Source organism: Kitasatospora sp. NPDC042419, from assembly GCF_056437345.1.
On sequence record NZ_JBWKAW010000014.1, the window covers coordinates 100,435 to 113,860 of the forward strand.

Here is a 13,426-nt window from a genome sequence, read left to right on the forward strand (position 1 = left end):
AGGAAGCGCTGTGACCGTGGCGTACGACCGGCGGCCCCCCGGGCCCGCGTGCGACGGCACCCGGAGTCCGGGGGCCCGCCGGTCCCCAGTACCGTGATCACGCCCGGCGGACGCGCGCGGCGAACGCGCGCGGCGTGCGAGGAGCACACACATCCGCGAGACATCCGGCAGGGAGCGTTCGACGTGACGTTCGAGGGGACGGCGGATCCGGCGACCGCTCCGGAGACCGGCACCGAGGCGGACCCCGCCCCCGGCCCGGCCGCGTCCGGCGGCGAGCCCGACGAGGCCGCCCGCCGGCTCTACCTCGCCATCCTGGCCGACGGCGGCCGCGTCCCCGTCGCCGACGTCCCCGAACCGGACCGGCCCGCCATGCGCCAGCTCGTCGCCATCGGCCTGCTGATGCCCAACCCGATCGACGCCTGCTACACCGCCGTCAGCCCGCGCTCGGTCAGCGACCGCCTCGGCGCCGAACTCCGCAGCGAGGCCACCCGCCTGCTGGTCCGCGCCGAGAACCTGCCCGGCGCCCTCGACGCCCTCACCCGCGCGTACGACGCGATGCCCCGCCCGCCCCAGCGCTCCGGCGGCGCCGTCTACATCGAGGGCCACACCCACATCCGGCACCGCATCTCCCAGCTGGTGTCGGACTGCCGCACCGAGGTCCTCACCGCCCAGCCCGGCCACCGGCCCGCCGACGCGCTCCAGGGCGCACTCGTCCAGGACGTCCAGCTCCTGCAGCGCGGCTGCACCCTGCGGACCATCTACCAGCCCGTCGCGCTCTCCGAAACCGCCGCTCTCGCCTACGCCGAGGAGGTCACCCGGCACGGCTCGCTGATCCGGACCCTGGACGAGCCCTTCCAGCGCCTGATGATCTTCGACCGCTCGGTCGCGGTGATCTCCGCGAGCGACGACCACAGCACCGCGGCCTTCATCACCGACCGCGCCGCGATCGCCTTCATCGTCAACGCCTTCGAACGCGACTGGGCCCGCGCCGACGCCACCGACTGGACCGCCGCGCTCACCCACGGCCCCGCCCACAACACCCACAACGCCCCCGACCGGGTCGGCCGGCTGCTCGCCCGCGGTCTCACCCAGCGAGCCGTCGCCACCCGTCTCGGCCTCAGCGAGCGGACCGTCGCCGCCCACATCTCCCGTCTGCGCGACCGGTACGGGGCGCAGACCCTGTTCCAGCTCGGCTGGCTGATGCGGGGCGGCCGTGGCGACGGATGAGCCCACCGCGGCCGAACGCTCCCTCTACCTGACCGCCGTCGCCAACGGCGGCCGCCTCGCCCCCGGCGACCTGGTCCACGCGGACCCGGCCGTCCTGGACCGGCTGCTCCTCCTCGGCCTGCTCTCCCGCACGGCCACCGGGTACACGGCCGTCAGCCCGCGCTCGGTCGGCGACCGCCTCGGCGCCGAACTGCGCACCGAGGCCACCCGCCTGCTCGTCCGCGCCGAACGGCTCCCCGCCGCCCTCGCGGCCCTCACCGACGCCTTCGACGCCGTGCACGACCCCGCCCCGGCCGCCACCGAGGCCACCCGCGTCGAGGGCCGGGACGCCATCCGGCACCGCATCTCCCTCCTCCTCGCCGACTGCCGGCAGGAACTCCTCACCGCCCAGCCGGGCCTGCGCCTGGCCTCCACCCTGCAACTGGCCCTGCGCCAGGAGCTGCCCCTCCTGAAGACCGGCCGCAGCATCCGGACCGTCTACCAGCCCGCGGCCTGCCACCAGCCGGCCGCGATCGAGTACGCGGAGGCGGTCACCCGCCACGGCTCGCAGATCCGTGTCCTGGACGAACCGTTCGACCGCATGATCATCGTCGACCGGGAGGCGGCGGTCGTCTCCGTCGATCCGGATCACGGCGTCGCCGCGTTCATCACCGACCCGGCCACCGTCGCGTCCCTGGTGGCCGTCTTCGAACGCGACTGGGTCCGCGCCACCGCCGTGGAATGGTCCGGTCCCGGCCCCCACCCCACCACGACCCGCGTCGGCCGCCTGCTCGTCCAGGGGCTGACCCAGCGCGCCGTCGCCACCCGGCTCGGCCTCAGCGAGCGGACGGTGGCCGCTCACATCTCCCGCCTCCGGAACCGCCACGGCGCCCGGAACCTCTTCCAACTCGGTTGGCAGATGCGAGGGGAGCGCCATGGCTGAAGACGACATCCGACTGCCGGGCGAGGCCGCCCGCGAGCTGTACCGGACGATCCTGCGCGAGGGCGGCCGCGTGCGGATCGCCGACGTGGGGGAGGAGGACGCCGACGGTGTGCGGCAGTTGGTCGACACCGGCCTGCTCCACCTGCGCGTCGCGGACGGCATCTACAGCGCGGTGAACCCCCGCGCCGTCGGCGAACGGATCGGCGCCGAACTGCGCCACGAGAGCACCCGGCTGCTCGCCCGGGCCGCGGCCGTCCCGGACCTGCTCGACGACCTGACCCAGGCCTACGACGCCGCTCCCCGCCGCTACGACCTCGTGGGCGGGGTCCGGCGGATCGCCGGGATGGAACAGATCCGGCACCTCGTCTCACAGCTCATCGAGGACCATCCGCACGAGAGTTGGGCCGCCCAGCCCGGCGGAGCGCGGCCCCGCGAGCACCTGAAGGACTCCCTGGAGCACACCCGCCGCTTCGCCGCGCGCGGAGGCGTCATCCGCACCATCTACGAACCGGCCGCGCGCCAGGACCAGGCGACCGCCGAGTACGCGGCGCGGTCGACGGAACTGGGCTGCCTGGTCCGGGTCCTGGCCGTCCCCTTCGACCGCGTCCTGATCTTCGACCGCACGGTGGCCCTCATCCCGGCGGTACCGGACAACACCGTCGCGGCGCTCGTGGAGGACCCGGCCATGGTGGCCTTCCTGGTGAACGTCTTCGAACAGCACTGGCAGCAGGCCGAGGGCGTCAACTGGGCCGCCCTGGTGGCGGGTACGGGCGACCCGGCCGCGGTGCAGGAGCACGTGGGCCGGCTGCTCGCGCAGGGGTTGACCCAGCGGACCATCGCCTCCCGCCTGGGCCTGAGCGAGCGCACCGTCGCCGGCCACATCGCCCGGCTGCGGGAGGTCCACGACGCGGAGACGCTGTTCCAGCTCGGCTGGCAGATGAGGGGAGCCCGCGATGCCTGATCCGGAGACGCCGTCCGACGTGCTGACCTCGGCGCTGCCGGACGCCGCTGCCCGCGAGTTCTACCTCGCGGTCCTGCGCGAGGGCGGCCGGATCCGGGCCGCCGAGGTGGACCCGGGGGACCAGGGCGCGCTGGAGGAACTTCTCCACCTGGGCCTGCTGGTGTCGCACGCACTGGACTCGTCGTACGTGGCCGTGAGCCCGCGGGCGCTCGCCGACCACGTGGCGGCGGACCTGCGGGCGGAGGGGGTCAGGCTGCTGCAGCAGTCCGAGCGGTTGCCGGACCGTCTGGACGAACTCATCCAGGCCTACGAACGCACCTCGCGCCACCTCGACGTGACGGGAGGGGTGGAGCACGTCGAGGGGGTGCCGGAGATCCGCTCACTGCTGACCTGCCTCGCCAAGGAGTACCCGCACGAGTCCATGACCATGCAGCCGGGAGGCGCCCGTCCGGCCGACGTCATCGCGGACATGCTCCACCACACCAGTGCCTACCTGCGCGGGGGCGGCAGCATCCGGACGATCTACCAGCCGCCGGCCAGGCTCGACCCGGCCACGGTCGGCTATGCCGCGGCGGTCACGCGACTCGGTTGCGCGATCCGGACGCTGGCCGCCGACTTCACCCGTCTGGTGATCTTCGACCGTTCGGTGGCGGTGCTGCCGGAGGGCGCCGACGGGACGAAGGCCGTGCTGGTGACCGATCCGGCCGTGGTGGCGTTCCTGGTGGACACCTTCGAGCAGCACTGGCGGCACGCCGAAGGTGTCAACTGGGCCGCGCTGGCCGCCGGTTCGGCCGAGTCCGCGGTGCACGAGCAAGTCGGCAGACTGCTCGCCCAGGGGCTGACCCAGCGGGTGATCGCCTCACGGCTGGGACTGAGCGAGCGGACGGTGGCCGCGCACATCTCCCGGCTCCGGGAGCTGTACGACGCGGAGACGCTGTTCCAACTGGGCTGGCAGATGCGCGGAGCCCGGGCGGGGGAGCCCGGTGAGTGAGCCGCGGTCAGCCGGTGGCCGCGCCGGTGGGCCAGTAGCCGGTCGGGCCGACGGCGGGGGGCTGCTGACGGGGGACGGTGAACTGCTCGCCGGGGGCGGTCCAGAAGCCCTCGCGCAGGGAGAGCGCCATGCCGGCCCAGTCGAGGGCGGTCTCCACGGTGTGGTGGAGGGCCTCCTGGGACCAGGTGTCGTCGAAGACCAGCGGCAGGACGGGGGCGACCTGCTCGATGGTGGCGATCAGCGGGTTGTGGGTGATGGCCTCGTCGACGAGCAGGACGATCGGCTTCCGCAGCGCCGACGCCCAGCCCAGCTCCAGGCTGACTCCGGCCGACAGGGGCGCGCCGACGTAGGCGAAGACCAGGTCGGCGGACTGCAGGGCGCGGAAGTCCGACGGCACGCGCGGCTCGGGGGCGCGGCCGGCCACGGTCCACGCGTCGCTGTGGTGAGCGCTGTACACGGCGGCGCCACTGCGGAGGAGGGTGGTGCGGAGGGTCGTCAGCCGCGTCCGGCTGGCGAGCGTCACCACACTGTCCGCCGGGCCGGTCAGCCGCATGAGCGGCGCGGCCAGGAAGACTCGTGCACGCCGGCCCTCGGGGGCCTGGCTGTCGTGGTGACGCAGGTAGGGCTCGGTCATGTCGACTCCGGGGGGAGTAGTCGGCGAGAGGAGGGCGTATCCGACTGGCCTGTGGGTGTGGTGAGGTGATCAGCAAGGTCGGGTCGAGCAGTCGCTGACCGCAATTTGAATGTACATAGGCAACGAATCGACCTGACCCGTCGACAGCGAACTGATCGTCCATCTGTTGCGCTGCCGTGGTCCAGCGGCGCCAGATGTCATCTCGCTGCATGGCAGCGAGATGACACACTCCCCGGCCTATCCATACTGTTGTGCGGTAGGACAGGATCTATCCTGTACTGGCCGTCTGGTGAAGGTTTGCCGTATCTCGCTGAAGGGAGTGCTGTCGTGCGCTACGCGCGTCGCCTCATTGTCTCTGCGCTCCTTATAGGCCTTGCGCTGTTTTTCGGATCCTCGCTCGACGACTCGGACAGTGGTTGGCAGGGCCCGAACCCCACGACGGTGGCACTGTCCATGTCGGACAGTGGCTGGCAGTAGACCGCAGTGGGGCTTGTCCGCCGCGTAGGCCTGCTCAGGTGATCGAGCCGGCCTCGCTTTCCTGCTGGGCGAGTTTCCAGCCCAGCTGGAACAGCGTGTCGACTCCGTGATCCTCTCGCATCTCGGCTATGTGCCGGGCCAGAGTTCTTTCGCTGAGCCCGAGGTTTCTCGCGATGACGCGATGGCCGATGCCTTGGAGCATGAGCCTGACGACTTGGCGCCTCAGGCTGGAGAGCACCTGCGGAGGCACCTCGCGACTGCCGGGAAACGGGATCGCCCGTTCCCACAGGGCGTCGAATGTCTGGACGAGATACGTCACGACCGCTGTGTCCCTGATGAATGCGGCCATGGTCATGTCCTCGCTGGCCGGAATGATGGCGACCTTGCGGTCGATCACGATCATGACGCTGAATGGCTCGTCCAGTGTGCGGACATGACTGCCTTCATGGGTCATGGTCTCGACGTACTCGAGCGTAGGGCTGGAATATCGCGCACTCGGTTGGTAAATGGTCCGGATCGTGCCGCCGCGCTGCAGTACGCCCAAGTCCCGCTCCATGGCGGTGCGGACGGTCTCCGGCCTGCGTCCGCCGCCGGGCTGGGCGGTCAGCAGCTCCGTGGAGCAGCGCTCGACCAGGGCGCCGAGACGCTGATTGATCAGCACTTTGCCGCTGATGTATTCGATCGGGCCGCCCGTCTCGGGTTTCTTGGTGTGCTCGTTGTAGGCGTCGCCCAGGTCTTGTAGTTCGCTGACCAGATGGGCGGAACGGGAGAGCAGTTGTAGTGCTTTCCGCTGCCAGGTGGCGCTGAGTGCCGTTGACAGTCGATTGGGGTCTGCCACCACGAGGGATTGGTGATCGTCCAAGTCCTGCACAAGCAGACCGAGTTCCAGTAGTTCCCGAACCTCCGACTTCGCGTCTTCTTGTGCGTCGGCGGTCAAACGCCCGCCGGAATGCACTGCGGCCAGGTAGAGCTTTCGCGCGTTGTCGGAGAGGACCTGCTCCCCGGGGTGGAAGTCGTCCCCGTTGGCGACTGGGCTCACTTGTAGCTCCTCTCCACGTCAGGTCCCGAGCAGCGCCTGGTAGCCACTGAGCTTTACGGATGATATGCAATCGGCGTGCTCTGCTGTGGCGGTTGCTCCGGGCGAACCCACTTGCGCACTCTCTCACCAAACGCCGCGCCGCCGGCACCCCCCGACCAGAGGGAAACCGGCGGCGGGAGGCCGTCGTGCGGGGGGTCAGCGCCGGGGGCGCCAGACCACCAGGGCGCTGGAGTGCGGGGTGGGCGGCTGGTAGGGGACCAGGTCGCGGCGGTAGGAGGCGTGGATGGTGGCTTCGCGCTGCTGGAGGGCGGTGGCCGCGCCTTCGAGGGAGTCGGCCAGCTCGGCGACCCGGGACTGCAGGGCGGCGACCTGGTTCTCCAGTTCGATGATCCGCTTGATGCCGGCCAGGTTGATGCCCTCGTCCTGGGACAGCCGCTGGACCTCGCGCAGCTGCTGGATGTCGCGGGCCGAGTAGCGCCGGCCTCGGCCGGCGGTCCGGTCGGGACAGACCAGGCCGAGGCGGTCGTACTGGCGGAGGGTCTGCGGGTGCAGGCCGGAGAGCTCGGCGGCCACCGAGATCACGTAGACCGGGGTGTCCTCGGTCAGGACGTACTGGGGCTGCGGGGCGGCCCGGCGGGCACGCGGGGTGCCGCCGCCGGGGAGTCCCTCGCCGATGCCGGGGCCGATCGGGCCGTGGCCCGCGCCGGTGTTGTCGGGGATCATCTGGTCGTCACGCTCCCTTCGCCGCTCGGAACAGGGCGGCTCGTGGGTCGTCGGAGGCGGTGGCCTCGCGGTACTGCTCCAGGGCGGCCAGCGCGTCACCGGTGACGTGCTGGGGCACCACGACCTCCACGGTGACCAGGAGGTCGCCGCGGGTGCCGTCCTTGCGGGTGGCGCCCTTGCCGCGGGCCCGCAGGGTCAGGCCGTTGGCGCTGCCCGGCGGGAGCTTGAGCTTCACCGAGGGCCCGTTGAGGGTCGGCACCTCGATGGTGCCCCCCAGCGCGGCCTCGGGGAAGGTGACGGGGACGGTCACCGTCAGGTTGTCGCCCTTGCGTCCGAAGACGGGGTGCGGATCGACGTGCACGGTGACGTAGAGGTCGCCGGGCTGGCCGCCGCGTTCGCCCTGCGCGCCCTTGCCCTTGAGGCGGATGCGCTGGGCGTCCTGGACGCCGGCCGGGATCCGGACCTGCATGGTGCGGGCGGAGCTGGCCCGGCCGCTGCCGTGGCAGTCGGTGCACGGGTCGTCGACGATCATGCCGCGGCCGCGGCAGTCCCGGCAGGGCTCGGAGAGGGCGAAGGCGCCCTGGCCGCGGCTGACGGTGCCGGAGCCGACGCAGGTGGGGCAGACCCGGGGGGTCGTGCCGGCCTTGGCGCCGGTGCCGTTGCAGAGGCGGCAGGGGGCCTGGCTGGTCATCCGGAGCGGGACGGTGGCGCCGTCGACGGCCTCCTCGAAGGAGAGCGTCACCTCGGTCTCGACGTCGGCGCCGCGCCGGGGCTGGGCCTGCCGGGTGCCGCCGCGGTTGAACAGGCCGCCGAAGACGTCACCGAGGCCGCCGCTGCCGCTGCCGGTCTGGTTGCCGCTGAACAGGTCGCCGAAGTCGAAGCTGTAGTTGCCGTTGCCGGCGTTGCCGGCGCGGAAGCCGCCGTTGGCGAAGAGGCTGCGGGCCTCGTCGTACTCCTTGCGGCGCTTCTCGTCCGAGAGGACGTCGTACGCCTCGGAGATGTCCTTGAACCGCTCCTCGGCCGCCGCGTCGCCCTTGTTGGCGTCGGGGTGGAACTCGCGCGCCAGCTTGCGGTAGGTCTTCTTGATCTCGGTGGCGGTGGCGTCCTTGGGCACGCCGAGGACCTTGTAGTAGTCCTTCTCCACGTAGTCCTTGCCGCTCATGGCTGCCGCCACCTCCCGAGGTCCATCGTCACAGAGCTGTCAACGGGCCGGCCGTGGCCCGTCGACAGCGCGCTGCGGAGCCGGCCGCCGTACTGGCCGGCGTACGACTCCGCAGCGCACAGGTTGTCAGCCGTCACCGGTGGTCAGCTGTCCGAGCCACCGTCGGCCTGGTCCTTCTTGTCGCCGCCCTTGGCGGTGTCGGCGTCCGGGCCGGACGTGGTCTGGGTGCCCGGCTGGGGCTCCGCGACCGCGACCATCGCCGGGCGGATGATCCGCTCGCCGATCCGGTAGCCGGGCTGGAGGATCTGGACGCAGGTGTCCTCGGTGACCTCCGAGGAGTAGCTGTGCATCAGCGCCTCGTGCATGGTCGGGTCGAAGGGCTCGCCCTCCTTGCCGAACTGCTGCAGGCCCAGCTTGGCGACGACGGTCTCCAGCGACTCGGCGACGGACTTGAAGCCGCCGGTCACCTCGCCGTGGTCGCGGGCGCGGCCGATGTCGTCCAGGACCGGGATCAGCGACTCCAGGATGTTGGAGACGGCGATCTCGCGGACCGTCAGCCGGTCGCGCTCGACCCGCTTGCGGTAGTTCTGGTACTCGGCCTGGAGGCGCTGGAGGTCACCCGTCCGCTCGGCCAGCTCGCGCTTGGCCGTGGCGAGGTCGTCCGACCCGCCGGCCGCGGCCGAATCGGCACCGGCCGCGGCGGCCTCCTCGGCAGCCTTGATCACGGCCTCCTCGGCGGCGGAGTCGTCGCCGGGCTCAGCACCCTGCGGCTTCTCCGTCATGCCGCACCGCCCTTGGGCTTCTCGTCGTCCACGATCTCGGCGTCGACGACGTCGTCGTCCTTGGCACCGGCGGCGTCACCGGCCGGGGCGGCGCCGGCGGCGTCGGCGTTGGCGTAGAGCGCCTGGCCGAGCTTCTGCGCGGTGGTGGACACCTTCTCGGAGGCCTCGCGGATCTTCGCGATGTCCTCGCCCTTCAGGGCCTCCTTGAGCTCGCCGATGGCGGTCTCGACCTCGGTCTTGACGTCGGCCGGCAGCTTGTCCGCGTTGTCGGCGATGAACTTCTCGGTGGAGTACACGAGCTGCTCGGCCTGGTTGCGGGTCTCCACGGCCTCGCGGCGCTTGTGGTCCTCCTCCGCGTACTGCTCGGCCTCGCGCATCATGCGCTCGATGTCGTCCTTCGGCAGCGCGGAGCCGCCGGTGACGGTCATCTTCTGCTCCTTGCCGGTGCCCAGGTCCTTGGCACCGACGTGCATGATGCCGTTGGCGTCGATGTCGAAGGTGACCTCGATCTGGGGCAGGCCGCGGGGGGCCGGCGGCAGGCCGGTCAGCTCGAACATGCCGAGCTTCTTGTTGTACGCGGCGATCTCGCGCTCGCCCTGGTAGACCTGGATCTGCACGGACGGCTGGTTGTCCTCGGCCGTGGTGAAGATCTCGGAGCGCTTGGTCGGGATCGTGGTGTTGCGCTCGATCAGCTTGGTCATGATGCCGCCCTTGGTCTCGATGCCGAGGGACAGCGGGGTGACGTCGAGCAGCAGGACGTCCTTGACCTCGCCCTTGAGGACACCGGCCTGGAGCGCGGCGCCGATGGCGACGACCTCGTCCGGGTTGACGCCCTTGTTGGCGTCCTTGCCGCCGGTCAGCTCGCGGACGAGCTCGGCGACGGCCGGCATGCGGGTCGAGCCGCCGACGAGGACGACGTGGTCGATCTCGGAGAGCGCGATGCCCGCGTCCTTGATCACGTTGTGGAACGGGACCTTGCAGCGCTCCAGCAGGTCGGAGGTGAGCTGCTGGAACTGCGCGCGGGTGAGCTTCTCGTCCAGGTGCAGCGGGCCCTCGGCCGAGGCCGTGATGTAGGGCAGGTTGATCGAGGTCTCGGAGGACGAGGACAGCTCGATCTTGGCTTTCTCGGCGGCCTCGCGCAGACGCTGCAGGGCCATCTTGTCCTTGGACAGGTCGACGCCGTGGCCGGCCTGGAAGACCTTCACCAGGTGGTCGACGACCTTCTGGTCCCAGTCGTCGCCGCCGAGATGGTTGTCACCGTTGGTGGCCTTCACCTCGACGACCCCGTCGCCGATCTCCAGCAGGGAGACGTCGAAGGTGCCGCCGCCGAGGTCGAAGACCAGGATGGTCTGGTCGTCCTTGTCCAGGCCGTAGGCCAGGGCGGCCGCGGTCGGCTCGTTGACGATGCGCAGGACGTTGAGGCCCGCGATCTCACCGGCCTCCTTGGTGGCCTGGCGCTCGGAGTCCGAGAAGTACGCCGGGACGGTGATGACGGCGTCGGTGACGGTCTCGCCCAGGTACGCCTCGGCGTCCCGCTTCAGCTTCTGCAGCACGAAGGCGCTGATCTGCTGGGGGTTGAAGTCCTTGCCGTCCAGGCCGATCTTCCAGCTGGTGCCCATGTGGCGCTTGACCGAGCGAATGGTGCGGTCAACGTTGGTGACCGCCTGGCGCTTGGCCACCTCGCCGACGAGCACCTCGCCGTTCTTGGCGAAGGCGACGACGGACGGCGTGGTCCGAGCGCCCTCGGCGTTCGTGATGACGGTGGGCTCGCCACCCTCCAGAACGCTGACGACCGAGTTCGTCGTGCCGAGGTCGATGCCGACCGCGCGTGCCATCGTAGATACCTCCACGGAAGAGTTGAGCTTTACGGGCTCAAGGATGCACGACGGGGCGGGGAGCGTCAACAGCCATGAGTCCGGCTCGCTCAACTTTGCTGAGCCGGATGCCCGAGGGAGGCCCCCGGCGGACCGTCCGGCCGGGGCTCCCGTGACGCGGGGCGGTGGTCGGCGGCGCACTTGCCGGGTGGCAGGGTGCACTTACGTGACTGCCGCCATACCTTGAGCATCTTCAGGAGAAGTGTTAACGAGCGGTAATGTCCGGCCCGTCGGCCCTGGAAGTTACCGACGAGTACAATCACCCCGAGAGTCTGCAAACCCAGCAAGCCGCAGGAGACGGAGAGCCGATGCAGCTAGCAGCGATCGTCATCTCGCTGGTCACGTTCGTGGTCGGCACCGCGCTCGCCGCCCGTGCGGCGCTGTACATCTACAAGGTGGTGCGGACCGGCCAGCCGGACGCGTCCCGGTTCGGGCAGCCCGCCCAGCGCGCGAAGACCGTGGCGGTCGAGTTCGTCGGCCACACCCGGATGAACCGCTGGGGCGTCGTCGGCGTCGCCCACTGGTTCGTCGCGGTCGGCTTCTTCACCCTGGGCCTGACCCTGCTGACCGCCTTCTTCCAGCTGTTCGACGCCGAGTTCGTGCTGCCGGTGCTCGGCGGCTGGCTGCCGTACGAGCTGTTCACCGAACTGGTCGGCACCCTCACCACCCTCGGCATCGCGACCCTCATCGTGATCCGCCTGCTCAGCCTCCCCGGCCGGGCGGGCCGCAAGTCCCGCTTCGCCGGCTCGATCGCCTGGCAGGCGTTCTACGTCGAGTACACGATCCTCGGCATCGGCCTCTGCATCATGATCCTGCGCGGCCTGGAGGGCGCGCTGGAGCACGTGGGCTCGTACGAGGTGAAGTACCTGGTCTCCTACCCGCTGGTGCTGGCCTTCAAGGGCCTGTCGCACGGCACCCTGGAGAACCTGGTCTACCTCTTCGCGATGCTGAAGATCTGCACCTCCTTCGCCTGGGCCATCACCATCGGCATCAACCCGTCGATGGGTGTCGCCTGGCACCGCTTCCTCGCGTTCTTCAACATCTACTTCAAGCGCGAGGAGGACGGCGACGTCGCCCTCGGCGAGCTCCGTCCGATGACCAGCGGCGGACAGCCGATCGACTTCGAGGACCCGGCCGACGACGCCGTCTTCGGCGTCTCCCAGGTCGAGCACTTCTCCTGGAAGGGCATCCTCGACTTCTCCACCTGCACCGAGTGCGGCCGCTGCCAGTCGCAGTGCCCGGCCTGGAACACCGGCAAGCCGCTCTCGCCCAAGCTGCTGATCATGAGCCTGCGCGAGCACGCCTTCGCCAAGGCGCCCTACCTGCTCGCCGGCGGCGGCAAGGACATGGAGGGCGAGGAGCGGGCCACCGCCGAGCAGCTCGCCGACGTCCCCGCGGCCGCCCTCGCCGAGGCCGAGCGCCCGCTGATCGGCACCGCCGAGGAGAACGGCGTCATCGACCCGGACGTGCTGTGGTCCTGCACCACCTGCGGCGCCTGCGTCGAGCAGTGCCCGGTGGACATCGAGCACATCGACCACATCGTCGACATGCGCCGCTACCAGGTGATGATCGAGTCCTCGTTCCCGACCGAGGCCGGGGCGATGCTCAAGAACCTGGAGAACAAGGGCAACCCGTGGGGCATGGCCACCAAGGCCCGCCTGGACTGGGTCAAGGAGCTCAAGAAGGAGACCGGCATCGAGGTGCCGGTCATCGGTGAGGACATCGACCCCGCCGAGGTCGAGTACCTCTACTGGGTCGGCTGCGCCGGCGCCCTGGAGGACCGCGCCAAGAAGACCACCAAGGCCTTCGCGGAGCTGCTGCACACCGCCGGCGTGCGGTTCGCCATCCTCGGCAAGGAGGAGTCCTGCACCGGTGACTCCGCCCGCCGCCTCGGCAACGAGTTCCTCTTCCAGATGCTCGGCGCGCAGAACGTCGAGACGCTGAACGCCGCGCTGGAGGACGCCCCGGTCAAGCGGATCGTGGCCACCTGCCCGCACTGCTTCAACACCATCGCCAACGAGTACCCGCAGCTGGGCGGCCACTTCGAGGTCATCCACCACACCCAGCTGCTGCAGCACCTGATCGACGAGGGCAAGCTCGTCCCGGTCAACCCGGTCGAGGGCCTCATCACCTACCACGACCCCTGCTACCTGGGCCGCCACAACAAGGTCTACAGCCCGCCGCGCGAGATCATGGACAAGGTCCCGGGTCTGCGCCAGCAGGAGATGCACCGCCACAAGGAGCGCGGCTTCTGCTGCGGCGCCGGCGGCGCGCGGATGTGGATGGAGGAGCGCATCGGCAAGCGGATCAACACCGAGCGCGTGGACGAGGCGCTGTCCCTCGACCCGGACATCGTCTCCACCGCCTGCCCGTTCTGCCTGGTGATGCTCTCCGACTCGGTCAACGGGAAGAAGAACGAGGGCGCGGCCAAGGAGCACCTGAAGGTCGTGGACGTGGCCCAGCTGCTGCTCGACTCGGTCAAGGCGGCACCGCCGGCCGAGGCCGAAGCCGAGACCGTCGACGCCTGAACGGGTCGGCGACGGCCCTAACTGGACTCTCCTGACGCCCAGTTGTTCGACAGTTCTGCAACAACCGCCCGGCCCGGCGGGTGCCACGAGCGCCCGCCGGGCCGGG

The 13,426-nt window shown here is 70.5% G+C and carries 11 protein-coding genes; 5 read left to right on the forward strand and 6 right to left on the reverse strand.

Annotation, left to right across the window (positions count from 1 at the left end; translation table 11 throughout):
* The first annotated feature begins 183 nt into the window (after positions 1 to 183).
* The 4 genes from AC067J_RS24915 to AC067J_RS24930 are packed head-to-tail and all read left to right on the forward strand — an operon-like array spanning position 184 to position 4,101.
* Positions 184 to 1,227, forward strand: coding sequence for a LuxR C-terminal-related transcriptional regulator (locus tag AC067J_RS24915; protein ID WP_478302660.1), 1,044 nt, complete (start codon positions 184 to 186; stop codon positions 1,225 to 1,227).
* Complete coding sequence (locus AC067J_RS24920) at positions 1,214 to 2,149, forward strand: LuxR C-terminal-related transcriptional regulator (RefSeq protein ID WP_478302662.1); 936 nt, start codon at positions 1,214 to 1,216, stop codon at positions 2,147 to 2,149. The genes AC067J_RS24915 and AC067J_RS24920 overlap by 14 nt, the downstream gene beginning before the upstream one ends.
* A complete protein-coding gene (locus AC067J_RS24925; RefSeq protein ID WP_478302664.1) occupies positions 2,142 to 3,110 on the forward strand; it encodes a LuxR C-terminal-related transcriptional regulator in 969 nt (322 codons plus the stop codon). The genes AC067J_RS24920 and AC067J_RS24925 overlap by 8 nt, the downstream gene beginning before the upstream one ends.
* Entirely contained in the window at positions 3,103 to 4,101 is a 999-nt protein-coding gene (locus tag AC067J_RS24930; protein WP_478302666.1) for a LuxR C-terminal-related transcriptional regulator, read from the forward strand. Before AC067J_RS24925 ends, AC067J_RS24930 begins: the two co-directional genes overlap by 8 nt.
* Before the next feature lie 7 nt (positions 4,102 to 4,108).
* Here the strand turns inward: AC067J_RS24930 and AC067J_RS24935 are convergent, their stop codons facing one another.
* The 6 genes from AC067J_RS24935 to dnaK all read right to left on the reverse strand — a co-directional run bounded on the left by AC067J_RS24935 (position 4,109) and on the right by dnaK (position 10,753).
* Positions 4,109 to 4,735 carry a TIR domain-containing protein gene (locus AC067J_RS24935; RefSeq protein ID WP_093861139.1) on the reverse strand — a complete coding sequence of 209 codons (627 nt, stop codon included), beginning with the start codon at positions 4,733 to 4,735 and terminating at the stop codon, positions 4,109 to 4,111.
* Between the two features lie 511 nt (positions 4,736 to 5,246).
* The gene (locus AC067J_RS24940) at positions 5,247 to 6,251 is read right to left on the reverse strand and encodes a hypothetical protein (protein ID WP_478302668.1); all 1,005 of its coding nucleotides are present in this window, start codon (positions 6,249 to 6,251) and stop codon (positions 5,247 to 5,249) included.
* Positions 6,252 to 6,446: 195 nt separating this feature from the next.
* On the reverse strand, positions 6,447 to 6,974 hold the full coding sequence (locus AC067J_RS24945; protein ID WP_478302670.1) for a heat shock protein transcriptional repressor HspR: 528 nt from the start codon (positions 6,972 to 6,974) through the stop codon (positions 6,447 to 6,449).
* A gap of 7 nt (positions 6,975 to 6,981) precedes the next feature.
* Positions 6,982 to 8,136, reverse strand: a complete 1,155-nt coding sequence (gene dnaJ, locus AC067J_RS24950; RefSeq protein ID WP_478302672.1) for a molecular chaperone DnaJ — start codon at positions 8,134 to 8,136, stop codon at positions 6,982 to 6,984.
* A gap of 143 nt (positions 8,137 to 8,279) precedes the next feature.
* Positions 8,280 to 8,918 (reverse strand): nucleotide exchange factor GrpE, encoded by a 639-nt coding sequence (gene grpE, locus AC067J_RS24955; protein ID WP_478302674.1) that lies wholly within the window; start codon positions 8,916 to 8,918, stop codon positions 8,280 to 8,282.
* Positions 8,915 to 10,753: a molecular chaperone DnaK gene (dnaK, locus tag AC067J_RS24960; protein WP_478302676.1), complete on the reverse strand. Its 1,839-nt coding sequence runs from the start codon at positions 10,751 to 10,753 to the stop codon at positions 8,915 to 8,917. The genes grpE and dnaK overlap by 4 nt, the downstream gene beginning before the upstream one ends.
* A 347-nt stretch (positions 10,754 to 11,100) precedes the next feature.
* Between dnaK and AC067J_RS24965 the strand changes: the two genes are divergently transcribed.
* On the forward strand, positions 11,101 to 13,320 hold the full coding sequence (locus AC067J_RS24965) for a (Fe-S)-binding protein (RefSeq protein WP_478302678.1): 2,220 nt from the start codon (positions 11,101 to 11,103) through the stop codon (positions 13,318 to 13,320).
* Positions 13,321 to 13,426 lie beyond the last annotated feature (106 nt).